Below are 26633 nucleotides of genomic sequence, written 5' to 3'. Positions count from 1 at the left end.
CTAAAAAAGCCACGCAATCAAAAATAGAAATTAGTGAATTCGTGGCTTATATATAAAGATGCACAAAATCTGAAATGATTATGCAATAATGTTTTTTAAATCTGCAATAGTTTCTGTCGGATTTTCGGCTCCAAAAACAAAACTACCTGCCACTAAAACATTGGCTCCAGCTTCAATTAATTTATTTGCGTTTTTGTTGGTAACTCCACCATCTATTTCTATTTGACAATTAGATTCTGTAAACTCAATTAAATGTCTTAATTGGCTTACTTTTTTATAAGTATTTTCTATAAATGATTGCCCTCCAAAACCTGGATTTACACTCATAATACAAACCAAATCTAAATCTACAATAATGTCTTCTAAAACTGCAATTGGTGTGTGCGGATTTAAAGCAACTCCGGCTTTCATTCCTGCAGCTTTTATGGCTTGCACTGTTCTGTGCAAATGTGTACAAGCTTCGTAATGCACTGTTAAAATATCTGCACCCAAATCTGCAAAAGTTTGTATGTATTGATCAGGATTTACAATCATTAAATGTACATCAATTATTTTGGTAGCATGCTTATTTATTGCTTTTAAAACTGGCATTCCAAAAGAAATATTTGGTACAAAAACACCGTCCATAATATCAATATGAAACCAATCTGCTTCACTATTGTTTACCATTTCTATGTCTCTTTGTAAGTTGGCAAAATCTGCCGCTAAAATTGAAGGTGCAATTAAATTACTCATTATTATTTTTGTGCTTTTTGCAAATATAATGAAATGAGGTATTCATCTGCTAATATTTTGATAAGTTAAAAGTTTTTGACTTTTTATATGAAACAAAAAATCACTCTTTTTTAAGAGTGATTTTAAAGAAAAATTAAGTGAAATATTTTATATAAAAGTATAATTAGATACCGTTTGTTAATAGCTGTTTTCTTTTAATAAAAAGAATAAAACCTATTGTAGATATTACTAATATTCCAAATATTAATAAATATTGATTTTTTAAAAAAGGGCTATTATTTTTTATACCAAAGTCTTTTTTAAAATCATTTTTTTTTGATAAAACAACTTTTTCATTTTTTTTAGGTGATCTCCACCAAAATACAGTTTGTTGATTACCATTTTCTTTAAAAGCATCAATATCAACTTTTAAAGATTCAGTGTTTATAGGATAATTTTTTATATAAAAAAATGCATCAGTCTCATGAGACCCTAATTTTACGGCGCTTAATCCTAGTTCTAAAGGGGTGTTGTTAATACTCAATTTAATTCTAGATTTTAAATAGTCTATAATTAATTTTTCATATTGATCTCTTGATAATTCTTTAAAATCAATAGCGTTATGTTCATTAAGTAATGCTTTTTGTAACCCAGATTGAGTCATGTATATATTTAAAACAGCTTTGTTATTACTTGATGATACTAATTCAACTCTAGATGTTAAAGGATTGTGAGCTTCTAATGAAAAGTAGCTAGAATATAATAGTAAAATTAGAATGAATTTTTTCATAATTAATTACTGAATTTCAAAACTATCTTGCACTGCCACACCTTTTAAACATGGAGGCATATTTGTAACAGCAGTTGTACTAGCAACATAATGATAAACACCATCTGGGTATTCTGTTGTTGCTGCCGTTCTTCCATTACATTCATCAAGGTCGTCTGGCATTTCTGCATATGCATAAATAGGAAATCCATCTTTTGCAAAACCTGCTAAAATTGTACCAGATGTTTGTTCAAACATGGTACATTCTACTTCATCTATGTTGTTGGCAGCTAAAACCTGATTTATAACTTGTGGTATAAAGTGAGCGTGATAGTAACCTGCTGGGTCTGGATGCCCTCCACAAGGATCAATTGAAGGGAAATTAATTTCCTCAATTTCACTTATATCTTGAGTACCAAACATTGCTGGACCAAAAACAGCAGATGGTGGGTCTCCAGTTAAGGGAGTACCATCAATAGAAAAGCCTAAGTTTTCAACTTCATCTATATCCGTACTAGAACTAGCTAATTTAGGTACAACAGGTACAGTAAAAACAAAGTTTAAATCGGCATCATATGCTAAAGCTAAACAATTAGAAGTACCACTATTATTATTACTATAAACAAGGCCAGTATCATCTTCAACAATATTCCATCCATCAGCTTCCATATCTTCAAGTAAATCTCTAGAAATGTTTCTTAATCCTGGGTTTGTTTCTCCATCATATACAGCAATCCCTCCAATGTCATCAATGGTTTCTGGACAAAACGGACCTAATTCTCCATCAATAGCATCTCCAGAAAAAGTTATTTGATAGCAATCTGCAGTTGTACCATCTTCTAATCTAGCTTCAACTAATTCAATAGAAATAAGGCTACTGGTATTAAAATATGATTCTGCTATAATTGATGATTCACTAGTTGTGGTTTCATCTTCCTCTTCATCATAGCTGTCATTATTACAATTTAGAAAAGAAAAAGTAGACAACAAAATCAAAACAAGTATGGGTAACTTAATAATATTTTTTTTTTGTTTCATGATATAATAATTTAGTTTATAAAATATTTAGATGATATATCTCTTAAAAACTTGTGCTTATATTATTTAGAATTTTAATTAAAAAATAAAACTCTCAGATTTTTTCTGAGAGTTTTATTTTTACTTTTTTAGTACATTTGAAATCTAGCCTAAATAAGTCATTAAAATTTTAGATCTAGAAGTGTGTTTTAATCTTCTGATTGCTTTTTCTTTAATTTGACGAACACGTTCTCTTGTTAAATCGAAAGTTTCTCCAATTTCTTCTAATGTCATTGGTTGGTGCTCACCTAAACCAAAGTATAATTTTACAACATCTGCTTCTCTAGGAGTAAGCGTTTCTAAAGCTCTGTTAATTTCTATACGTAAAGATTCATGTAATAAAACTCTATCTGGGTTTGGAGACTCACCAGAGTTTAATACATCGTATAAATTAGAATCTTCACCTTCTATTAAAGGTGCATCCATAGATACGTGACGTCCAGAATTTTTCATAGATTCTTTAACGTCATTAACTGTCATGTCTAATTTCTTAGCAATTTCTTCTGCAGAAGGAGGACGCTCGTTTTCTTGTTCTAAGAAAGCGTACATCTTATTAATTTTATTAATAGAACCAATTTTGTTTAATGGTAAACGTACAATTCTAGATTGTTCTGCTAAAGCTTGTAAGATCGATTGACGAATCCACCAAACAGCATAAGAGATAAATTTAAAACCACGTGTTTCATCGAAACGTTTTGCAGCTTTAATTAAACCTAAATTACCTTCGTTAATTAAATCTGGTAATGTTAATCCTTGATTTTGATATTGTTTTGCAACAGATACAACAAATCTTAAATTGGCTTTTGTTAGTTTTTCTAATGCTCTTTGATCACCAGCTTTAATTAGCTGTGCCAATTCTACTTCTTCATCTGCAGTAATTAAATCTACTTTACCTATTTCTTGTAAATATTTGTCTAGGGATGCAGTTTCTCTATTAGTAACCTGCTTGGTAATTTTAAGTTGTCTCATCTAATTCTCTCTGACTTTTTAAAGGATTAATGTATTGCTACAACTTATTATACGTAACAATTATTGTAAATGTTACAAAATGTTTCATTTTTTTTTAAAAGTGTAAAAAGACACGTTCAACGTGTTAAAATTGCGGACTAACTTTTTTTAAAAAATAGTTGTGACTTATTGTTTTTTTTTGTGTCTAAAAGGTAATTAGTATTGAAAACAAGTATAGTTAACAAATTAACAGACGAAGAATTGGTCTTTAAAATAGTAGAAACAAACAACTCTCAGTTGTTTGCTATTTTATATGATAGATTCTCTAAAGTTGTTTATAACAAGTGTTATGGCTTTGCCAAAAGTAAAGAAGAAGCAGAAGATTTAACACATGATGTTTTTATTAGATTGTTTGTAAAGTTGAAAACGTTTAAAGGCAATTCTAAGTTTTCTACTTGGTTGTATTCTTTTACATATAATTTTTGTGTGAATTATGTACAAAGAAATACTCATAAGAAAAAAGAAAAAGTTACTGTGGTTACAGATGTAATTAAAGATGATGATGTATCTGAAGAAATTGATGATGCTGCATTATTTGAATTAAAGTCAGATAAATTAGCTAAGGCTCTAGATTTAATGGACCCCAAAGATAAAATGATTCTTTTAATGAAATATCAAGATGATATGAGCATTAAAGAAATTAAAGAGGCTTTAGGTATTGGAGAAAGTGCAGTAAAAATGCGAATTAAAAGAGCAAAACAAAAAGTGGTAAGTATTTACGGAGAACTATAAATATGGGGAATCCTTTTAAAAAAATATTACATCATCATGAAGTGCCAGATGTACTTAAAGAAAAAGTACTGAATGACATTAATATGATTAAGCTAACAATTGATGTTGCTGATTTGTTTTTGGTGAAATACCCAAATACAATTGGCAATATTTTGGGTGCTATACATCAAAAAAAAGAAGATAAATAACTAATTATACAACAAAATGAACGCTTTACAAATAGCCCTACAATCTGATTTCGATTTTAGTTTTTTACAAAACCTTTGGTACAATTTTGTGAACTTTTTACCTCAATTATTAAAAGGGCTTGCTTTTTTAATTATTGGATGGCTTTTTATTAAATTTATTTTATACATCATAAAAAAAGCATTAGGGCTTACAAATATAGATGCTTTACCAGAAAAATTAAATGTAGATGAAATTTTTGGCAATACTTCTATTAAAATTCAACCTACAAAAATTATCATTACAACTATAAAATGGATACTAATCTTTATTTTTATAATTGTAGCTTCTGAGTTGTTAGGTTTAAAAATGGTTTCTGAGCAGTTAGGTAATTTAATTGCTTATTTACCAAAATTAATAAGTGCTTTACTAATTTTTGCTGTTGGTATTTATATTGCAAACATGGTAAAAAAGGCAGTTTCGAGTATGTTTACTTCTTTAGAACTTACTGGAGGCAGCTTAGTTGGAAATATTATTTTTTACATAATTGCAGTAATAGTAAGTGTTACAGCGTTAAACCAAGCTGGTATAAACACAGATTTGATTACTAACAATTTATCTATTATATTTGCATCGATTTTGGCAGCTTTTACAATCTCTTTTGGTTTAGGCTCTAGAGATATAATAAAAAGACTTTTATTCGGTTATTACTCTAGAAAGAACTTAAAAATAGGTAGTAAAATAAAAACTGAAAATTTTGAAGGAATTATTGAGTCAATTGATAATATTTCAGTAATTTTAAAGGTCGAAAATAAAACGATAATTATTCCTGTTAAGGAAATAGTAGATAACAAGATTGAAGTGTTGCATTAGCATCACTTAAAATCTGATAGAAAGTTGGGGGACTATCTATCATGCGTGAGTTAATCACAAAAAAAGAGACCGTTTTTAACGGTCTCTTTACTTTTATATAAATCTAATATTTATTCTGTTTTCTTAAAAAAGACCATTTATTTGAGCATCTATTCTGTCTATTATATAACCTAAATCTTCTTGGTTAGTAACAAAATCTAAATTATCTACATCTATTACTAAAAGTTTACCTTTTGTATAAGTAGAAATCCAAGCTTCATAACGTTCATTAAGTCTGCTTAAATAATCGATACTTATAGAATTTTCGTAATCTCTACCACGTTTGTGAATCTGCCCTACTAAAGTTGATATGTCTGCACGTAAATAAATTAATAAATCTGGTGGCTGTACTAAGTTTTCCATTAACTCAAATAAAGAACTATAATTGCTATAATCTCTATTAGTCATTAAACCCATTGCATGTAAATTCGGTGCAAAAATATGAGCATCTTCGTAAATAGTTCTGTCTTGAATAATGTTTTTACCTGTTTCTCTTAATTCTAAGATTTGGCGAAAACGACTATTTAAAAAGTAAACTTGTAAATTAAACGACCAACGTTCCATTTCTCCGTAAAAATCATCTAAGTAAGGATTTTCATCTACAGACTCAAAATGAGGTTTCCAATTAAAATGTTTGGCTAAAAGTTTGGTTAGCGTGGTTTTACCTGCGCCTATATTTCCTGCAATTGCAACGTGCATATATTGTGTTCTAAAATATTAAAAAGAGCTACAAAAGTAAAAAAATATAACTTTAAATTTGTTAACAAATCAATTTATATCCAAAACCTCTAACATTTAAAATTTGAATGTTAAGATCTTGTTTTAACTTTTTTCTGAGCTTGCTTATAAACACATCCATACTTCTGGCATTAAAAAAATCGTCATTACCCCATAATTTGTTCAGAATAAAAGTTCTATCTAAAACTTCGTTTTTCTTTTCAAATAAATAAAAAAGTAATTCGGCTTCTCTGTGTGTTAAGGTTTCTACAGTATTAGAATTTGTTAATGTTTGTTTTGTGAAATTAAAAATATATTCGCCAATTTTAATGGTTTCTACATTTGTTTTTAATTCAATTCTATTTAGTAATGCCTTAATTCTAACAATAAGCTCTTCCATAGAAAAGGGCTTTTTTAAATAATCGTTACCACCAATTGTAAAACCCTCTAAAACATCGCTAGTTTGCGATTTTGCTGTTAAAAATATAATAGGAATACTTTTGTTTTCTTGCCTAATTTCTTGAGCTAAAGTAAATCCATCTTTTTTGGGCATCATAACATCTAATACTAAAATATCTGGCTCTTCTTTTTGATAAATTTGATAAGCTTCTTCACCATTTTCTGCATGATAAACTACAAAATTTCTAGTTTCTAAACTTTCTTTTACAATCATTCCTAAACTAGCTTCATCTTCAGCTAAAAGTACTTTTATTTTAGACATTGGGTATGGTGATTTTAAAAATGGTTTGTTTTTTATCAGAAGAAAGCGTAATACTTCCTGTATGTTTTTCGATGATTTTTTTACAATAATACAGTCCAATTCCAAAGCCTTTTACATCGTGCGTATTTCCTTTTGGAACTCTGTAGAATTTGTCGAAAATCTTTTCTTGTTGATTTTTTTCAATTCCATTACCATCATCAGCAATTGTTATTTCTGTTGAGTTTAGAATTGAATTTATATTGATGTCTATTGTGTTTCCACCATATTTTATAGCATTATCAATAAGGTTAGAAATTACATTTTCAAAATGAAAAACATCTACATTTACATAATTAGGTTGTAAGTTCCACGAAAAATGTAGCTCTTTTTTATTGGCTAATAATTGGTGTTTTTTTACTAGTTTTTCTGTCATTTCAACCACATCAACAGTTTCTTTTTTTAATATTAATTGTTCGCTATCTAAGGTAGCAGTTTCTAACAATTTTTCTACCATTTGATGTAGTTTTTTTAATTGTACAGAAGACATTGCCAAATATCTTTGAGTTTTTTCTTTATCATCTAAAACATTAAAATTTTCTATAGCTTCTATGGCTGTAGATACTGTAGCTATTGGTGTTTTAAATTCATGAGTAATATTGCTAATTAAATCGTTTTTTATAGCAGCTAATTCTTTTTGTTGATTAATGATTTTTAGTAAATAGAACAAACAAGAAATAATTAATAAAGACAAAATTAACGATAGAAAAATGCCTCCAAAACTTCTTTTTAGAGCTTCGTAATTTGGGTTGCTATAATATAATTTATAAGATTGGTTGTTTTTTAAATAGGTAGATTTTGAGTTTGCTGAAAAATTTTTATCGACTAAAGTGGTGTCTTTGGTTTTTTTAAAAATGGTGTCTTTTTTTAAATGATGAAAACTTGTTTTTAAGTAAATGCCTTTAGTATTTAATTGATTTTCTATTAAAGAATCAATTTTATTATAATCTAAAGATTGATCTAAAAACGAAATAAAGATGGGTTTTAAATTAGTTTTTAGTTTTAAACTATCTGCAGCTGCTTTTCCTTTAAAATATTTTACTGAAGTTTTGTTGCCATTTTCATCAAAATGAATTCCATTTTTATCATCTGTAAATTGGGTAAATGATTTGATTTTATCAATGTTATATTTTTTTAATTTGATAGAGTCTACTTTGTTGAGTTTGCCTGTTTTTTTGCTAACAACATCATATAAAATAGAATCTTGTTTGTTGTTTAAATTATTTATCAATTCTTTGGTGTCTAACATCATAGAATCTATTTTTTCTTGAGAAAAATTTTCATCCGAAGAAATTTGAATACTATTAATGGTAAATTTTGGTTTTTCGTTCTCTTTAGAATTTGAGCTGTTTTTTATTTTTGAAATTATAGAATCGAAAGATTTATTGCTCTTAATTTTTACAGTTTGCTTATTATCAGTATCGTTATTAATAATAGTTAAAAAGTTGCTTTTTGCCAAAGTAGAATAATACTCTTCTATAGCATTGTCTAAACTTAATTGAATTTCATTGGCAACTCTTTGCTTGTTTTCTTGGTAATTTTTTAAATTCCAATAAAACTGAACCCCAATTGTAGTAATAATTGTGGTGGCTATTAAATAAAAAATCCATTTGTATTTTTTGGTATTCATATTACAAATATAAGTTGTAATTGCTATAAATTTAGTCGGTTAACATTCGTTAACACTTGTTAACCTAAATAACAAGAGATCATTATCATCTTTGTAGTGAACAATAATTCAAAATAATTTATTATGAAAAAAGTCCTTTTATTGGTAGCAATCTTATCATCATTATTTAGTTTTTCGCAAGAGAATAATAATAAAGAAACAAATGTAAAGGTGAGTAAAGTAGCTTTTGAGGTAAATTCTCCAGAAGAATTAGAATCTATAGATTGGGAAGGTGTAAAAAAAGTATTTAGTGAAAATACTGAAAATGAAAAAATAGAAATGAGCTTTACTTTAAGTTATCCAGAATCTAAATACAAAATTAAAAGCTCTATAAAGGTAGGAGGAGAATCTAGAAATATTGATTCTTTAATCTTAAAATCAAAAAAAGGAATACAATCTATAATAAAATTATCAACACCTTATAAAAACTAAATATTATGAAAACTTTTATCACAGCATTTACACTTTTGTTAGTTTGTACATTACAAGCACAAAATTTTACAGGAAAAGCGATTTATAAAACGAGTCAGAAATCGAACTTTAAAATGAATAATGAAAAAGGTGTAGATGATAAAATGCAAGAAGAGTTAAGAAAAAGAATTCAGAAAATGTATCAAAAAACCTTTATTTTAGAATTCGATAAAACAACTTCTACCTACAAAGAAGATATAAAATTAGAAGAACCAAAACCACAAGTTGGGGGTAATAATGTTGTAGTAATGTCTTTTGGAGGTTCTGGAGCAGCAAGTGTGTATTATAAAAACATTCAAGAAAAAAGATTTGCAAATCAAACAGAAATAATGGGCAAAGTGTTTTTGGTAAAAGACTCTTTACCAAAATACGATTGGCAAATGACTACAGAAACAAAAAACATTGGTCAGTATACATGTTATAAAGCTACTTATACAGAAGAAGTAGAAAGTAAAAAAATAAGCATTGTTAACGGAGAAACAAAAGAAGATGTAAAAAAAGAAACTAAAGTAACTACTGCTTGGTATACCTTGCAAGTGCCAATTAATAATGGACCAGATAATTACCAAGGTTTGCCTGGTTTAATTTTAGAAATTAACGATGGTAAAAGAATGATTGTTTGTACTGAGATCGTTTTAAATCCTTCAGAAAAAATAACCATTCAAGAACCAGCAAAAGGTAAGGTTGTTAACCAAAACAAGTTTGATGAAATTCAGGAACAAAAATCTAAAGAAATGATGGAGAAATTTAAAAGTAGAAATGGTTTTGATATGGGAAATGGAGTTCAAGTAAAAATAGGAGGCTAGAGGTGTTAAAGTTTTCCCAACAGCTTTAAACTTTTAAACCTTTTTTAAGTCATACTGAACATATAACCGATATTTTTACAAAAAAATAAAAATGATGAAATCAGTATTTACTTTCTTATTAGTTTTAGCAACTAATATTTTATTTTCTCAAAACGACTTTCAAGGTAAAGCAACCTACATGTCTAAAACTACTATGGATATGAGTAGGTTTGAAGGAAGAAGTGAGCAAGAGAAAAAGCAAATTATGGCTCGTATGAAAAATTTTTTAGAAAAAACATACACCTTAAGTTTTAACAAAACAGAATCTGAATTTAAAGAGAATGTAAAATTAGATGCTCCTGGAGGAACTTCTGGTAGAAGATTTGGAGCAAGTAATGGAAAAGGTGCTATTTACAAAAACCTTAAAGAAAAAGAAATGATTGAAGATGTTGAAATGTTTAGTAAACGTTTTTTAATTGTTGAGGATATGGAACAACCAAAATGGGAGTTAAGTTCAGAAACTAAAAAAATTGGTCAATATACTTGTTACAAAGCAACTTTAGTAAAAGTAGATACAAGTGTAGATTTTGGTAGTATTTTTGGTAGAAGAGGTAGAAGAGGTGCAGATAATGAAGATAAAAAGGAAGAAGAAAAAGAACCAGAAGTTAGAACTTTAGAAGTTACAGCTTGGTATTCTCCGCAAATACCTATTAGCTCTGGTCCAGATTCTTATTATGGTTTGCCAGGTTTAATTTTAGAATTAAATACGGGTAGAACTACAATGTTATGTACAGAAATTGTATTAAACCCTTCTGAAGCATTAGAAATTGATAAACCTAAAAAAGGTAAAAAAGTAGATAGAGAAGAATACAACAAAATTGTTAAAGTTAAAACAGACGAATTAAAAGAGCGCTTTCAAAATGGAGGTGGTAGAGGAGGAAGAAGATTCTAATCTTCTTTTAGTAACTTTTTTTAATAAAATTCAAACAAATCAAACATGAAAAAAATATTATTATTCACCATTTTAATGGTGTCATGGGTTTCTACAGCCCAAATTACCCTAAGAGGTGTTGTTAAAGATTCTATTGGTGAACCTTTAGAAATGGCAAATGTTATTGCTATAGATAATGTTGCAAAAACAATTAGCTCTTTTGGCTTTACAGATGCAAGTGGAAGTTTTAAATTAGATTTAAAACGTAATACTACTTATAATGTAAAAATTAGTTATGTAGGTTTTAAAGAAATTAGCGAAACTGTACAAACAAAAGAAGAGAGTATTGTAAAAAACTACACAATGTTCGAAGACAATATGCTAGATGGTATTAATATTGTTGCTAAAATGCCAGTAACTATTAAAGGAGATACCATAGTTTATAATGCAGATTCGTTTAAAAATGGTTCTGAACGTAAGTTAAAAGATGTTTTAGATAAATTACCTGGAGTAGAAATTAATGATGATGGACAAATAGAAGTAGAAGGTAAAGCTGTAGAAAAAATAATGATAGATGGTAAAGAGTTTTTTAGTGGTGATACTAAATTAGCTACAGAAAACATACCATCTAATGCTGTAGATAAAATTCAGGTTTTAAGAAATTATGGCGATGTTAGCCAATTAAGTGGTGTACAAAACAACCAAGATAGAGTTGCCATCAATATAAAATTAAAAGAGGGTAAAAAGAACTTTTGGTTTGGAGATGTTTTAGCAGGTGCAGGAGACTCACCAGATACAGGTTTGTATTTATTTCAGCCAAAATTATTTTATTACACTCCTAAATATACAATCAATATTATTGGTGATGTAAATAATATGGGAGAAGTTGTACTAAGCAGAAGAGATGCAAGAAGCTTTGGTGGTAGTTTTCAGAGCCAAAGTCCATCTAATGGTACAAACATTAACATTGCAGATGCAGGTATTGGTTTTTTAAATGCAAGCACTAGAAATGCAAACAGAATAGAAACTAAGTTAGCTGCTTTAAACTTTTCATACTCTCCTAATCCTAAATTAGATTTAAGCGGATTTTTAATTTGGTCTGGTAATTCTAATGGTCAAAGAAATATAAATACTATAGATTATATAGATCCAGATACCCCAGACGATGTTGTAGATAATAGTACAAACCAAACTAGTAATAATGGCTTGTTTAGATTTAGTACTATATATAAAAAGAACATCAATAATCAATTAAACTATAATGTTTCTGGTCGTTTTTCTAATGAGTTTAGAACAGATAATGTAAATTCTTTTGTTTTAAGTGATATTACTGAAACAGAAAAAGCTACACCTTATACTATTAATCAAGATTTTAGCTACTTTTATACAGCAAATGAAAAAAACATTTTTGCTTTAGAAGTGCAACATTTATTACAAGATGAAGACCCTTTTTATGTTGCTTCTTTAGAAAATGATCCTTTTAATAATAACCCAACTAATGACGAAGATTTAGAAGACTCTGAAGATGGTTTTGATGATACTGCATTTACCTTAGGTTTAGACAGATCTAATTTGTACTACAATTTAGAACAAGACAGACGCGTAAAAACAAATCAAGTAGATGCTAAATTAGATTATTACTATATTTTAAATGATAAGAGTAATTTAAACTTTGTAACTGGTACTATATTAAGTTCTCAGAATTACGATTCACGTTTTTTCCAGATTTTAGATGATGGTTCAGAAGTAGACCCAACTCCAGCTATTGCAGGAATTGATAGTTCTGAAACTACAAATGATACTGAGTACAATTTTACAGATATTTATGCAGGTTTAAGATACCGTCTAAAAACAGGGATTTTTACAATAACTCCTGGTTTTACAGTACACTCTTACAACTCTAACAATACACAATATGGTTCAGAAACTTTTAAAGATACTTTCTTTAAAGTTTTACCAGAATTCGAAACGATTGCTCAGTTTAAAAGCAGTGAGAGTTTAACTTTTACTTATAAACAAGAAGTAAACTTTACAGATGTAAATCAAATTGCAAGAGGTATTGTTGCAAATAGTTATAGTTCTTATTTTGCAGGTAATGCAGATTTAATAAATGCTAGTTTTCATAATGTTAGCTTATTTTATAGAAGCTTTAATTTATTTAATAACAGTAGTGTATTTGCAAGAGTTAACTATAGAAAAACAATAGATCAAGTAAACTCAAATACAATTTTCGAAGACAATTCTGTAGTTTCTAGTAGTACAAGTATTAACTCACCTTTCGATAATGAGAGTTTTACTGCATCTGCAAGATTAAGCAAAACAATCAGAAAAATTACAGCAAGAATTGGTGGTAACTTTTCTTTTAATAAAAGCTATCAATTCATCAACTCTTTAGAGAATACAAACGAAAACGTATCTAGAGGATTCAATACAAGAATTGGTACTAATTTTAGAAAAGCACCAAACGTTAGTTTGTCTTATAATTTAACTTATAACGATCAAGTAAATAGTGCAAGAACAGAAGATATTAATACTGTAACACATGCACCAGCAATTAATTTTGATGCGTATATCTGGAACTCTTTAACACTAACATCAGATTTTACTTTTAATGAAGTTAGGCAAGAAGGTGCTAAACAAAGTTCTTTTAATATTTGGAATGCTAAGTTAGCCTACAGAAAAGATAAAGATGCTAAAATGGAATATGAATTAGTAGGTAGTAACTTATTAGGTACTGGTTCAGAAACTTCTGTTGGGCAAAGTATTATTTCATTTAATGTAAATGAAAGATTTATTATGCCAAGATTCATCAGCTTAAGGTTGCGTTACCAACTATAACAAAATATTTTATTTATTTTTAAATGGCTCTTTTTTAGAGCCATTTTTTATTTAGTTTATTTACTTTTACAGTATGAGTTTATTAGCAACAAAATCATCTTTATACGCTACTTTTAAAAGTTTAGGATTACTGTATTTATTTATTGCTTATGGTCTTTTTTTAGATGGATTTTACATTTTTAGCAAAACAGATAATGCACAATTATATGCAAATATCAGTATGCTTTTGGTTTTTCCAATTGTGTATTTTAAGGTAAATAAAAGATCTAGAGAACACTTAATTGCTGGAGTTTTAATCGGTTTTTTTGGAGAGTATCTTTTCTCGGTTTTACTGGGGATGTATACTTACAGACTAGAAAATGTACCACATTATATTCCTTTTGGGCACGCTTTAGTTTATTTAGCGGTTTTGTATTTTTCTAAGGCAGCCTCAATCATTAAACACAGAAAAAAGATTGAAATATTTTTAGCTATTTTTATCTTTATTTATGCAAGTATTTTCTTAATTTTTAAGTTCGATGTTTTTGGTTTTATAATGACAATGGCAACCTTATATATTTTAAGAAACAAGCCAAGAGAACGTTTGTTTTATTTAACAATGTACGTTTCTGTTGCTTATTTAGAGATTATAGGTACAAGTCTTTTATGTTGGGAATGGCCACCAATTGCTTGGGATGTTATTCCATTTTTACCAAGCCATAATCCACCAAGTGGAATTAGTTTATTCTATTTTTTATTAGATTTAGGTTGTTTGTGGGTGTATAAAAAACGTTATAAAATAACTTGGTTAAGAATGAAAAACATCAGAAAAATACGTGAGAATAAAACTGTTGTTACAAACTAATTTTGAACTAAATTCGTTATCAATAATGTAAGTTCGAGTAAATTTTTAAGAACTTTAAATTTCTTTCGAGAATTAATTTAAATAAACTAATGTCGATAAAAGTAGCATCAGTAACAAAAACATATAAAACTCAAAAAGCTTTAAATAATATTTCTTTTTCTGCGGATAAAGGTCAAATTATTGGTTTTTTAGGTCCAAATGGGGCAGGAAAATCAACAATGATGAAAATTTTAACGGGCTTTATAAAACCAAATTCTGGTGAAGTTTTGGTTGATGAAATAGATGTTTTAAAAAATCCATTAGCAGCACAAAAAACTATTGGTTATTTGCCAGAACACAACCCTTTGTATGCAGATATGTATGTACGAGAATACTTGCAATTTCAGGCTTCCATTTTTAAAGTTGATAAAAGCCAAATAGAAACTTGTATCGAAAAAGTAGGGTTAACTGTTGAGGCTCACAAGAAAATTAATCAATTGTCTAAAGGATATCAGCAAAGAGTAGGTTTGGCTGCAGCCATTTTACACAATCCTTCTGTTTTAATTTTAGATGAACCAACAACAGGTTTAGATCCTAATCAATTAGTAGAAATTAGAGCTTTAATTTCTGAATTAGGTAAAGAGAAAACAGTGCTATTTTCTACACATATTATGCAAGAAGTAGAAGCTGTTTGCGATAGAGTTATCATCATAAAAAAAGGAGAAATATTAGTAGATAAAAACCTCGCAGATTTAAAAGAAAATAATCAACAAACTATTATTGTAACTTTCGATTATAAGATAGAAGAGCAATTTATAAATCGATTACCAAATATAGTTTCCTATAAAAATAATTACGATAACACTTGGTATATTACTTTTGAAAGTGATGAAGATATGAGGCCAAAAATCTTTGATTTTGCTCAAGAAAATGGATTGAAAATATTAGGTTTAAATACCGAAAATAAGAATTTAGAAACCTTGTTTAGAGAAGTAACTCAATAATTATTTTACTAAATATTGATAAGCTTCTAACAAAGTAGGAAAAACCAAAATACTACCAGCTTCTTTTAATTCAGCTTCAGAGTATTGAGTTAAAATTCCTATAGGCTTCATGCCTGCAGCTTTAGCAGCCTTTGTACCTGTTAAGCTATCTTCAAAAACCCAAAGATCTTTAAACTCTTCTTTTTTAAACCCTAAGGCTTTTGCTAGCGTTTTATATGCTTCAGGATCTGGTTTTGGTTTTTCATAATCTTGTACACCAAAAACAGTTTTAAAATTTAAGTTTAAATGATGAATGCTGTTCTTTAAAAACTGTTTAGTGGCGTTACTTGCAATTCCGTAAGGAATCTTTTCTTCGGATAACAAATCTGTAAATTCATGAACACCAGGTAATAATTCAGGCACTGTAAAATACTTGTCTAAATGCTCATCTTTTAAATGATATAATTCTTCAGTTTGATGTTCTTTACCAATTACACTGCAAAAATATTCAGCAATAATTAAAGGTGTTTTACCTGTATGAATTTTAGGAAAAGGAGCAATTTCTTTATTAAATAATTCTTTAAAAGCAGAAGTCCAAGCAGAATAATGGCTGTTAAAACTATTTACAATAACTCCATCAAAATCGAATAAAAATCCTTTAGGCTGCAGTTTCATTTACAAGTGTTTTAGCGGATACTAATTTAGTTAAATATGGATTTAAAAACTTGTTAGTTGGGTCTAATTTTTCTCGAATTTCTTTAAAAGCATCCCATTTTGGGTAAATTTTAGATAATTGAGCATTTTTAGCAGAAAAACGTTTGCCCCAATGAGGTCTGCCTCCGTGTTTTAAAAATATTTTTTCTATACTTTTAAAGGCTTCATAAGTATCTGCAGTTGCAGCATTTCTAGAAACACATCCCATAGTTACTGTATCATGCCCATAAGCATAACTTAACCAAGATTTATCTTGATATACAAAACGTACATCCATAGGTATGTGGATAAAAGATTTGTTGTTCCATTTGTTGATTTCTGTTTTTAATTCATTAAAAACTTCTGGAAATTTGTCTAAAGCAATTGTCCATTCTGCTAGTTCTAAAGTAGACCCTCTAGATTTAGTAACTGTAGCTTGGTATAATGTGCCTTTGTGCTCTTTTTTAGCACTGAAAAAAGCTTTTGCTAATATTTTGTTTGCGATTGCAGTGATCCAAGGAAATTTGTGAGAATATTTATATAAAAATTTAGAAGTGTTTCTTCTATGTTTTAAATAATTTGGTCCTTTATTTTCAGTAATTTCTTTTTTAGGATCAATTTTATCACCAGTAATTACATAGCCTTTATCTGTATGAGGTAGCCATAGTATTCTTAAAAAGTCATGCTCTTTTAATCTGCTTTTTATTTTTGGCAACCATTCACTATCGTTTTCTGGCCTTTCTTTTACATGAAGTGTATAAGCAGGCTCACATTGAAAAGTAATGGTAGACATTACACCTAACATACCTAAAGAAACACGAACTGCATCTATTAAACTGTCTTGTTCAGTAATTTTTTTTATGCTACCATCTGCAAGAACCAAATTACATTCAGTCATGTATTCGCATAATAATTTTCCGCTTGTACCATGTGTTCCTGTTGCTAAAGCCCCACCAATGGTAATGGTATTAATATCTGGTAAACAAGGTATACACCAGCCTACAGATTCTATAGCTTCTAATAACTCACTTAATATTAAACCAGACTGAACTGTTATTGTTTTTTTGTTGTAATCATATGAAACAATTTTGTTATAGTTTGTCATATCAATCAAAACATCTGTGCCAGCAGCAATATCTGCAGAAGATTGTTTGCTTCCAAAAAAACGTATCTTTTCGTTATTTGCTATTACTTCTTTCAGTTCATCTTCAGTAGTAATATCAAACTTTGTTGCGTAGTTATACTTTAAATTTCCATTCCAGCTAACCCAAGTACCGTTATTTTTTTGTTTCATAATATCTTACTTTCGTTAAACAAAATTACAAAATAAACGATTTATAACAGCTTTTAAAATGATAAAAATAATAAAATAAATTTTTGATAAATAAAAAGAACTATTTCATCATATTGATAAAAATAGCGCTCATAATACAAGAATATGTTATTTTAATTCAACTTATAGTTAATTTGTTGGTTTTGAAGTGTAGCTAACAATTCATTAGAAACATTAACTTTTGTGTTTCTACTTGGTAAGTTTACTTCAATTTTTTCTTTAGCATCCCAAATAGTAAACTTTAAAGACTGCTTACCACCATTTGTTCTAAGAATTCTCTGTAGGTTAGTAATGGTTTCTTCAGTTATATCATCCACAGAAATTTTAATAGTTAACTTTTTACACAACTCATCCATAATATCGTGTAATAATTTCATTTCTGTAAACTTTAATCTTGGTTCGCCAGTTACACCTTCTTTGTTTGTCCAGCCAGGTTGAATTGTTGCACGCACAAATAAGAAAGAATTGGGTACTAAAAAGTGTTTCATTTTTAAGTAATCTTCACCAAAAATTCTAAACTCATTACTATCTCCATAATCTTCTATGGTAAACATTGCCCAACCTTTACCAGCTTTAGAAACTCTGTGTTGCACATCTGTAATTATACCTGCAAAAGATAAATTCATACCCACATATTTGGCCAAATCTTCTTTAAAATATTTTAATGAAGCATTACAGAAAATCATTTCATTTTTAAAATCATCTAGAGGATGTGCAGAAATATAAATACCAATTACTTCTTTTTCTTGTGATAAAAGTTCCATTGTTCCCCAAGTTTCACACTCAGGAATATCTGGTTCAGGAAACTGAACAGTAGAAGCTTCTCCAAACATAGAAACCTGTGCAGAATTCTTGTTTTCTTGATATTTACTACCAAATTTCATAGCACGTTCTAAGAAGGTTAATCCTTTTTCATCAGTTGCAAAATATTGCGCTCTGTGTGTATCTGTAAAAGAATCGAATGCACCTGCTTTAATTAAACTATCAAAAGATTTTTTGTTAGCGGCTCTTAAATCTACACGTTTTGCTAAATCAAAGATAGAAGTATAATTTCCGTTTTCTGTGCGCTCTTTAATTATGGCTCTTACAGCAGCAGCACCTACACCTTTGACAGCAGCCATTCCAAAACGAACAGCTCCATCTTTATTTACTGAGAATTTTAAATAAGATTCATTTAAATCTGGTCCTAAAACTTCTAACCCCATTCGTTTACATTCTTCCATAAAGAAAGAAACAGCTTTAATATCTTTCATATTATTAGAAAGTACAGAAGCCATATATTCTGCAGGATAATGAGCTTTTAAATACGCAGTTTGATAAGCAATCCAAGCATAACAAGTAGAGTGAGATTTATTGAAGGCATAACTAGCGAAGGCTTCCCAGTCTTTCCATATTTTTTCTAGTTTTTCTTCATCATGACCATTTTTACCTGCTTGCTCAATAAACTTAGGTTTCATTTTATCAAGTACAGCAATCTGCTTTTTACCCATGGCTTTTCGTAAAACATCAGCTTCACCTTTGGTAAAATCTGCTAGTTTTTGCGAGAGTAACATTACCTGCTCTTGGTAAACTGTAATTCCGTAAGTTTCTGCCAAATACTCTTCCATTGCTGGTAAATCGTATTCAATATCTTCTGTTCCGTGTTTTCTGTTGATAAAACTCGGAATGTATTCCATTGGTCCAGGTCTGTACAAGGCATTCATTGCAATTAAATCTGCAAAAACGGTTGGTTTTAAAGAACGCATATGTTTTTGCATCCCTGGAGATTCATATTGAAAAATACCTACAGTTTCTCCTCTTTGGAATAATTCATAAGTTTTTTCATCATCTAAAGGAAAATTCTCAGGATCTAAATCAACATTGTGTTTTGCCTTTACAATTTTTACAGTGTCTTTAATTAAAGTCAGTGTTTTTAATCCTAAGAAATCCATTTTTAACAAACCTGCAGATTCTACTACAGAGTTGTCAAATTGGGTAACATACATGTCAGAATCCTTTGCCAAAGCAACAGGAACATAGTTGGTAATATCTCCAGGAGTAATAATTACACCACAGGCGTGAATACCTGTATTTCTTACAGAACCTTCTAAAATTGTAGCTTTATTAATAGTTTCAGAAACAAGATCAGAACCAAAAGACATGTTTCTTAGTTCTTCTACTAATTGTTTTTCTTCTGCTCGTAAACCATCAACTTTACCTTTACTTTTTGGGTCATCACCAAAAATATTTTTTAGTTTAATTCCCGGAATTAATTTGGCAATTCTATCCGCTTCAAAAAGTGGTAAATCTAAAACTCGGGCTGTATCTCTAATTGAAGATTTTGCAGCCATTGTTCCATAAGTAATAATTTGTGCTACTTGATTTGCACCATATTTATCAATTACATAATCCATAACTCGACCACGACCTTCATCATCAAAATCGATATCGATATCGGGCATCGAAACACGCTCAGGATTTAAGAAACGCTCAAAAAGTAAATCGTATTTAATAGGATCAATATTTGTAATCCAAAGACAATAAGCAACTACAGAACCAGCTGCAGAACCACGTCCAGGACCAACAGCAACATCCATTTTTCTGGCTTCGCGAATAAAATCTTCTACAATTAAAAAATAACCAGGATAACCTGTTTTTTCAATTACTTCTAACTCAAAATCTAAACGCTCTTTAATGGATTCTGTAATTTCTCCATATCTAATTTTAGCACCTTCAAAAGTTAAGTGTTTTAAGAAATTATTTTCACCACGTTTTCCTCCATCTTCATCATCTTTTGCATCTTTAAACTTTTCTGGAATATCAAAAGCCGGTAATAAAACGTCTCTTGCTAACGTGAAAATTTCAATTTTATCTACAATTTCTTGAATGTTAATAATCGCTTCTGGCAAGTCTGCAAAAAGCGTTTTCATTTCATCCGAAGATTTAAAATAATATTCTTCGTTTGGCAAACCATATCTGTAACCACGACCTTTACCTTTTGGTGTGGCTTGTTTTTCGCCATCTTTTACACACAATAAAATATCGTGTGCATTTGCATCTTTTTTCTCTAGATAAAATGTGTTGTTTGTGGCAACGATTTTTATATCGTGGTTTTTAGAAAACTTTAGTAAGGTTTCGTTTACAATATTTTCATCTTGTTGATTATGGCGCATCAACTCAATGTAAAAATCATCTTGGAATTCTTCTTTCCACCAAAGCAAAGCTTCTTCAGCTTGTTTTTCACCAAGATTTAGAATTTTACTTGGTACTTCTCCATATAAATTACCAGTTAAAACAATAATATCATCTTTATATTTTTTGATGATTTCTCTATCAATTCTTGGCACATAATAAAATCCATCAACAAAAGCAATGGAAGACATTTTTGCCAAATTATGATACCCTTTTTTGTTTTTAGCCAACAAAACAACTTGGTAACCATTGTCTTTTTGCGATTTGTTTTTATGATCTTCACAAACATTAAATTCGCAACCAATAATTGGTTTTATTGGGTTTTCTGCACTTTTATTATGATTTAAAATGGCGCTTACAAAATGAAAAGAAGCCATCATATTTGCAGTATCTGTCATTGCAATGGCTGGCATATTATCTTTTGCAGCCGCTTTTACAATGTTGCCAATTTGCATGGTAGATTGTAAAACAGAATATTGTGTGTGGTTGTGTAAATGTGCAAATTGTACATCTTTTAATTCGGCTAAACCTTCTGATGTAGATTTTGTTTCTTTAACGTCTTTTAATTTCTCTAAACGTTTACGAATCTTATCACTCTCTTTTTTTAGGTTGATGTGTTTTAAACCAATTACTTGAATTGGTTTTGGATTCGCTTCAGAAAAGTTTTTAAAATAATCAGCATCAACATCTAATTGTTCTTTGGTAAACTCTCTTAAACGAATTAATTCTAAGAAACAACGAGTTGTAGCCTCAACATCTGCAGTGGCATTGTGTGCTTCTCCAAAGCCAACACCAAATAGGTGATTGTGTAATTCTGTTAAAGTTGGTAATTTAAATTTACCTCCTCTACCACCAGGAATTTGACACATTGTAGCTGTTTTTTCTGTACAAGTATCTAAAAGTGGTAGTTTTGTTAAATTGTTTTCTACACCTAATCTATGAAATTCACATCCCATAATATTAATGTCGAAACCAACATTTTGCCCAACAATAAACTTGGTTTTTTTAAGAGCTTCGTTAAAAAGAGCTAAACCTTTTTCTAAAGAAATACCTTGTTCATCTGCTAATTCAGTAGAAATTCCGTGAATTCTTTCTGCATCATAAGGAATATTAAAACCTTCTGGCTGAATTAAAAAATCGTTATGTTCTAATATATTACCCATTTCGTCATGCAATTGCCATGCAATTTGAATACACCTTGGCCAGTTGTCTGTGTCTGTAATTGGTGCATTCCAACTTTTGGGTAAACCAGTGGTTTCAGTATCAAAAATTAAGTACATAAATGATTTTTTTTGCTCATTATTTTGGAGGGTTAAATGTACGAAATAAAGGAAGTTTTAAGGTTAAAAAGTAAAGAGACTTATCAACAAAAAAAGTCAACCCAATTAAGGGTCGACTTTCTAAAATTAATTCAAATAATTTATTTTTATGCTAATTCTTCTTCTACCATCAAGCTGTTAATTGCTGATTGAATTTGCTGTTTTTGAGCTTCTAATAATTTCCTAGTTGATGGTGCAAATGCATCTTCTTCTAAAATCTCAGTGTATTCATTATAACTAACTTGCTCACCTCTAATAGCTTCTTCTAAAATTGCTTCTTCATCATTAGAACTAAATAAAGATTTTAAAGACATCCAGTTTCTGTGCATTGTACCTTGAAATGTACCAGTTTCTTCTGGTATTTGCCCATAAGATAATATTTCTGTTCTTAAGTTTTTAGCAAAATCACTTCGTTCTGAGGCTCTATTTTTAAAGAAAATTTTCAATCGAGAACTATCTACATTTTCGGCGGCATTTAAATACCCTTTTTCAGCATCATAATTCTTTTCTAATAATTCGTTTAATTTGTTCGAAATTTTTTCTGTGTACTTCATTGTGTCATTTTCATTTTAAATTCCAATAAATTATTTTGAGATGCGTATTGTTTCACATCTTTTTGCTGATACAAATTTAAATAAGCTTTAAAACTTTTATTGATGCATAAGGTTTCGATTTTAACTCATTTGATTTTTAGTTTTTATTTAAGAATTATGCTGTTGTTTTTTAAATTGAATTAAAATATTTGTAACATTTTCGTAAATTGGCATACATATAAAAGAACTTTTAATTAAAATATTTAAAAATGAAAAAATTACTATTAGTAGCTGTTATGTTTTTAGGACTTGTTGCTAACGCGCAAACAGCAGATGAAATTTTAGCTACTTACTATGAAAACATTGGCGGAATTGAAAACCTTAAGAAAATTAAAGGTCTTAAAATGACAGCTTCTGTTAATCAACAAGGAATGGAGATTCCTTTAGAAATTTATCAAATGGCTGATGGTAAACAAATGTCTGTTATTAATTTTCAAGGAAAAGAAATTAAACAAGGTGTTTTTGACGGCGAAACATTATGGGGTCATAACTTTATGACAATGAAAGCTGAAAAAAGTGATGCAGAAGCTACAGCAAATATGAAGTTAGATATGAATGATTTTCCTGATGCATTTATTGATTATAAAGAAAAAGGTTATAAAGTAGAATTATTAGGTAAAGAAACGATTGATGGTGCAGAAACATTTAAAATCAAATTAACAAAAGAACCTGTTACTATTGATGGTAAAAAAGAAGATAGCATTACGTATTACTTTTTTGATACCGAAAATTTTGTGCCAATTGCAATACAATCAGAAATAAAATCTGGACCAGGTAAAGGTATGATGTCAGAAATTACAATGAGTGATTATCAAGAAGTAGAAGGTTTATATTTTCCTTTTTCTATGACACAAGGTGTAAAAGGTCAGCCAGGTGCTCCATTAACTATTACTAAAATCGAGCTAAATCCAACAGTTGATGCAGCTTTATTTGCTTTTCCTGAAGAAAAGTAATCATCATAAAATACTACAAAAATCCTCAAATTAAATTTGGGGATTTTTTTTAATCACTAAAACCAAACAAAATGAAAAAACAACTTTTATTAGTGGCTGTTCTACTTTTATCTTTTTCTATAAAGGTTGATGCGCAAAGTAAAAACACAAAAGGAAAGCAATTATTTGGAGATTTAACTGCAAGGCATATTGGGCCAGCTCTAATGAGTGGTAGAATTAATGATTTAGAAAATCACCCAACAAATAATAGAATTATTTACGCAGGAACTGCAGGAGGTGGTGTATGGAAATCGAATGATGGAGGTGTAACTTTCAACCCGATTTTCGATGATTATTGTCAATCTATTGGTGCTGTAGAAGTAGATCCTAACGATCCTGATAATACAATTTATGTAGGTACAGGAGAAACATGGACAAGAAATAGTGTTTCTTATGGAGATGGTTTGTATAAAACTGTTGATGGTGGTGTTACTTGGAATAAATTGGGCTTTGAGAATTCGGATCGTATTGCAAACATTATCGTTAATCCAAAGAATTCTAATGAAATTTATGTAGGTGTTTTAGGTGCTTTATGGGGAGATAGTGAAGAAAGAGGTGTTTATAAATCTTCGGATGCTGGTAAAACTTGGGATAAAATTTTATATACCAATCAAAAAACAGGTTGTGCAGATTTAACAATGGATCCTAATAACCCAAAAATTTTATACGCTTCTATGTGGGAGTTTAGAAGAACTGGTTGGTCTTTTGAATCTGGAGGTAAAGATAGTGCGTTATACAAATCAATTGATGGTGGTGCAACTTGGAATAAAATTCATAACGGATTTCCAGAAGGTAGTTTAGGTAGATTAGCAATTGCAGTTGCGCCTTCTGATTCTAACATTCTTTACACGGTTATTGAAGCAGAAAAAAACGAAAGAAAAGGTTTATATAGAAGTGATGATGCTGGTGCAAACTGGAAACAATTAAACAATGATTTTGGTATTACAGTGCGTCCTTTTTACTTTTCTAGAATTGTGGTAGATCCTAAAAATCCAGATGTAGTTGTAAAAGGAGGTTTAAGTGGTTCTATTTCTAGAGATGGAGGAAAAACGTTTAAAAATTTAGGTAATATGCATAGTGATATTCATGATATTACTTTTGATATTCATAATTCTGATAGAATGTATGCAGGTACAGATGGTGGAGTATATCGTTCTTTAAATGGAGGTACAACCATGGAGATTGTAGAAAATTTACCTATTTCTCAATTTTATCAAGTTAGTGTAGACGATGCAGAACCTTATAATATTTATGGTGGTTTACAAGATAATGGTTCTTGGTATGGCCCATCTTCTTCACCTGGAGGAATAGAAGCAAGAGATTGGAATTCTATAGGAGCAGGAGATGGTTTTAGAGTGTTAAAACATCCAACAAAAAATATCATTTACTCAGAAATGCAAGGAGCAGAAAATGTTTGGAGATATGATGTAGCTGCAAAAAGAGTAAAAACCATTCAGCCTTTGCCACAAAAAAGTTTTGAAAAATTCCGTTTTAATTGGAATGCACCTATGGCTATAAGTGCACATCAACCCAATCGTTTTTATATGGGAAGTCAGTATGTTCACAAATCTGAAGATATGGGTGATACTTGGACAATTATTTCACCAGATTTAACGACTAATGATCCTTTAAAACAAGACCAAAGTAATTCAGGTGGATTGTCTATGGATAACTCAGGAGCAGAAAATCATACTACAATTTTTACAATAGCAGAATCTACTTTAGATGAAAATGTAATTTGGGTGGGTACAGATGATGGTAATGTGCAAGTAACACAAGATGGAGGAAAAACTTGGACAAATACTATTGCAAATGTGCCAGATTTACCTAAAAATACTTGGACATATCATATAGAAGCAAGTGTTTTTAATAAAGGTACAGCTTATGTAGTTTTTGATGGACATACTATGAATGATATGAAGCCATATACCTACAAAACAACAGATTTTGGAAAAACTTGGACAAGTATTATTACTAGTGATGTTGTTGGTTCTGTTAGAAATATTCAAGAAGATTATGTAAACCCTGATTTATTATTTTTAGGTACAGAATTCGGATTATACATTACGATTAATGGAGGAAAAAACTGGATAAAATTTACAAATAATATGCCTGCTGTAGCTGTACATTTTATTGAGTTACAGAAACAAACTAACGATTTAGTAATGGGAACGCATGGTAGAGGTATTATCATTATTGATGATATATCTCCATTAAGAGAAATTAATGAAGAGGTTTTAAAAGAGAAAGTACATTTCTTTACATCAAAACCAACTGTAATTTTCGAAGAAGGCAGTTTTGCTGGAAGTTTTGGAGCAGAAACTCAGTTTGTAGGCGCAAACCCAAGTAGAGCTGCACAAATAAAGTATCATTTAAGCAGACGTCATACTTTTGGTAAAATGACTTTAGAAATTCAAGATGATAATGGAAAAGTAATTAGCAAATTAGGTCCTGGGAAATCTAAAGGAATAAACATTGTAAACTGGAATTATAGATTAAAAAACCCAAAAGTAGCAAAAGGGAAAACGTTTAGTTTTGGTGGATTTACTTCGCCTTTAGTAGAAGCAGGTACTTATAATGTGGTTTTAAAGAAAGGTAAAGAGACTTTTACTCAGAAGATAGAGTTAATCTACGATCCTAAATCAAATTTATCAGCATCAGATAGAGAAGTGAAACACAATACCACCATGAAAATGTATAATATGACAGAAGAATTGGCATATATGGTATATGAGTTAGATGCAATATTGGAAAAAGCAGAAACGCTTAAAAAGAAAAAAATCGTAGAAAAGTTAACAGCATTAAAGAAAACTTTGGTAATTACAACTGGAGACAATTATGTAGGCTCAGCAGAACCTCAATTAAGAGAAAAAATGTCTGATTTATACAGTAAAATTGCCACTAGTTATGATAAGCCTTCAAATTCTGAATTAGAGAGTTTATCTATAATTGAAGAACGATTTGAAGTAGCTAAAGTAGATTATCAGAAAATAAAAAAGAAAGTAAAATTCTTAGATGAGTTAAATTTAAAGTCTTTCGAAGAATTTATAAAATAATTTTATGTTGAAAAAATCATTAATTTATAGGTTATTAGTGATTTAGTATCAAAAAAAGTTAGTATTTTTGCGCCCACTTATCACGAGATGGTAAGATTTTTAATAATCAAGGTCGAGAACCTTAA

The 26633-nt window shown here is 29.5% G+C and carries 22 protein-coding genes; 11 read left to right on the top strand and 11 right to left on the bottom strand.

Translation table 11 applies throughout. The features are described from left to right. Nucleotides 1-78 precede the first annotated feature (78 nt). The 4 genes from rpe to KO506_RS04355 form a co-directional block, all read right to left on the bottom strand. A complete protein-coding gene (gene rpe / locus KO506_RS04370; protein WP_215993662.1) occupies nucleotides 79-735 on the bottom strand; it encodes a ribulose-phosphate 3-epimerase in 657 nt (218 codons plus the stop codon). Between the two features lie 163 nt (nucleotides 736-898). Then, nucleotides 899-1504, bottom strand: coding sequence for a hypothetical protein (locus tag KO506_RS04365; protein WP_215993661.1), 606 nt, complete (start codon nucleotides 1502-1504; stop codon nucleotides 899-901). Nucleotides 1505-1510: 6 nt separating this feature from the next. Further along, a complete protein-coding gene (locus KO506_RS04360; RefSeq protein ID WP_215993660.1) occupies nucleotides 1511-2521 on the bottom strand; it encodes a YHYH protein in 1011 nt (336 codons plus the stop codon). Nucleotides 2522-2665: 144 nt separating this feature from the next. Then, complete coding sequence (locus KO506_RS04355) at nucleotides 2666-3529, bottom strand: sigma-70 family RNA polymerase sigma factor (protein WP_018942691.1); 864 nt, start codon at nucleotides 3527-3529, stop codon at nucleotides 2666-2668. Nucleotides 3530-3730: 201 nt separating this feature from the next. Here KO506_RS04355 and KO506_RS04350 point away from each other — a divergent pair, with 201 nt between their 5' ends. From KO506_RS04350 to KO506_RS04340, 3 genes are read left to right on the top strand one after another with little or no spacing between them, the layout of a single operon-like run. Continuing rightward, complete coding sequence (locus KO506_RS04350; protein ID WP_215993659.1) at nucleotides 3731-4300, top strand: RNA polymerase sigma factor; 570 nt, start codon at nucleotides 3731-3733, stop codon at nucleotides 4298-4300. Between the two features lie 2 nt (nucleotides 4301-4302). After that, a complete protein-coding gene (locus KO506_RS04345; protein ID WP_215993658.1) occupies nucleotides 4303-4488 on the top strand; it encodes a hypothetical protein in 186 nt (61 codons plus the stop codon). A gap of 16 nt (nucleotides 4489-4504) precedes the next feature. After that, nucleotides 4505-5338, top strand: coding sequence for a mechanosensitive ion channel family protein (locus KO506_RS04340; RefSeq protein WP_215993657.1), 834 nt, complete (start codon nucleotides 4505-4507; stop codon nucleotides 5336-5338). 123 nt (nucleotides 5339-5461) lie between these two features. Here the strand turns inward: KO506_RS04340 and KO506_RS04335 are convergent, their stop codons facing one another. From KO506_RS04335 to KO506_RS04325, 3 genes are all read right to left on the bottom strand, one after another. After that, nucleotides 5462-6076: a deoxynucleoside kinase gene (locus tag KO506_RS04335; RefSeq protein ID WP_215993656.1), complete on the bottom strand. Its 615-nt coding sequence runs from the start codon at nucleotides 6074-6076 to the stop codon at nucleotides 5462-5464. 61 nt (nucleotides 6077-6137) lie between these two features. Beyond that, nucleotides 6138-6815, bottom strand: coding sequence for a response regulator transcription factor (locus KO506_RS04330; RefSeq protein WP_215993655.1), 678 nt, complete (start codon nucleotides 6813-6815; stop codon nucleotides 6138-6140). Beyond that, nucleotides 6808-8481 (bottom strand): sensor histidine kinase, encoded by a 1674-nt coding sequence (locus KO506_RS04325; RefSeq protein ID WP_215993654.1) that lies wholly within the window; start codon nucleotides 8479-8481, stop codon nucleotides 6808-6810. The genes KO506_RS04330 and KO506_RS04325 overlap by 8 nt, the downstream gene beginning before the upstream one ends. 123 nt (nucleotides 8482-8604) lie before the next feature. Here KO506_RS04325 and KO506_RS04320 point away from each other — a divergent pair, with 123 nt between their 5' ends. From KO506_RS04320 to gldA, 6 genes are all read left to right on the top strand, one after another. Further along, complete coding sequence (locus KO506_RS04320) at nucleotides 8605-8952, top strand: hypothetical protein (protein ID WP_215993653.1); 348 nt, start codon at nucleotides 8605-8607, stop codon at nucleotides 8950-8952. A 5-nt stretch (nucleotides 8953-8957) separates the two neighbouring features. Beyond that, entirely contained in the window at nucleotides 8958-9797 is an 840-nt protein-coding gene (locus KO506_RS04315; RefSeq protein ID WP_215993652.1) for a GLPGLI family protein, read from the top strand. A gap of 94 nt (nucleotides 9798-9891) precedes the next feature. Then, nucleotides 9892-10728: a GLPGLI family protein gene (locus tag KO506_RS04310; RefSeq protein WP_215993758.1), complete on the top strand. Its 837-nt coding sequence runs from the start codon at nucleotides 9892-9894 to the stop codon at nucleotides 10726-10728. 45 nt (nucleotides 10729-10773) lie between these two features. Further along, on the top strand, nucleotides 10774-13545 hold the full coding sequence (locus KO506_RS04305; RefSeq protein ID WP_215993651.1) for a carboxypeptidase regulatory-like domain-containing protein: 2772 nt from the start codon (nucleotides 10774-10776) through the stop codon (nucleotides 13543-13545). A 73-nt stretch (nucleotides 13546-13618) separates the two neighbouring features. Continuing rightward, entirely contained in the window at nucleotides 13619-14389 is a 771-nt protein-coding gene (locus KO506_RS04300; RefSeq protein ID WP_215993650.1) for a hypothetical protein, read from the top strand. Between the two features lie 89 nt (nucleotides 14390-14478). Beyond that, complete coding sequence (gene gldA, locus KO506_RS04295; protein ID WP_215993649.1) at nucleotides 14479-15372, top strand: gliding motility-associated ABC transporter ATP-binding subunit GldA; 894 nt, start codon at nucleotides 14479-14481, stop codon at nucleotides 15370-15372. On the opposite strand, the gene KO506_RS04290 is transcribed toward gldA, so the two are convergent. The 4 genes from KO506_RS04290 to KO506_RS04275 form a co-directional block, all read right to left on the bottom strand. Beyond that, on the bottom strand, nucleotides 15373-16026 hold the full coding sequence (locus KO506_RS04290) for an HAD family hydrolase (protein ID WP_252726780.1): 654 nt from the start codon (nucleotides 16024-16026) through the stop codon (nucleotides 15373-15375). After that, nucleotides 16010-17338 carry a D-arabinono-1,4-lactone oxidase gene (locus KO506_RS04285; RefSeq protein WP_215993648.1) on the bottom strand — a complete coding sequence of 443 codons (1329 nt, stop codon included), beginning with the start codon at nucleotides 17336-17338 and terminating at the stop codon, nucleotides 16010-16012. Before KO506_RS04285 ends, KO506_RS04290 begins: the two co-directional genes overlap by 17 nt. A gap of 152 nt (nucleotides 17339-17490) precedes the next feature. Beyond that, on the bottom strand, nucleotides 17491-21828 hold the full coding sequence (gene dnaE, locus KO506_RS04280; protein WP_215993647.1) for a DNA polymerase III subunit alpha: 4338 nt from the start codon (nucleotides 21826-21828) through the stop codon (nucleotides 17491-17493). A 146-nt stretch (nucleotides 21829-21974) separates the two neighbouring features. Next, nucleotides 21975-22421: a ferritin-like domain-containing protein gene (locus KO506_RS04275; RefSeq protein ID WP_215993646.1), complete on the bottom strand. Its 447-nt coding sequence runs from the start codon at nucleotides 22419-22421 to the stop codon at nucleotides 21975-21977. Between the two features lie 248 nt (nucleotides 22422-22669). Here KO506_RS04275 and KO506_RS04270 point away from each other — a divergent pair, with 248 nt between their 5' ends. Both KO506_RS04270 and KO506_RS04265 read left to right on the top strand, forming a co-directional pair. Then, entirely contained in the window at nucleotides 22670-23413 is a 744-nt protein-coding gene (locus tag KO506_RS04270; protein WP_215993645.1) for an outer membrane lipoprotein-sorting protein, read from the top strand. A gap of 71 nt (nucleotides 23414-23484) precedes the next feature. After that, nucleotides 23485-26508 (top strand): WD40/YVTN/BNR-like repeat-containing protein, encoded by a 3024-nt coding sequence (locus KO506_RS04265; protein ID WP_215993644.1) that lies wholly within the window; start codon nucleotides 23485-23487, stop codon nucleotides 26506-26508. The last annotated feature ends 125 nt before the right edge of the window (nucleotides 26509-26633 follow it).

The sequence above is a fragment of the Polaribacter vadi genome (genome assembly GCF_018861005.1).
Lineage (GTDB): Bacteria > Bacteroidota > Bacteroidia > Flavobacteriales > Flavobacteriaceae > Polaribacter > Polaribacter vadi_A.
The sequence above is the reverse complement of the archived record's forward strand: the minus strand, read 5'-3'. Positions and strand labels throughout refer to the sequence as shown.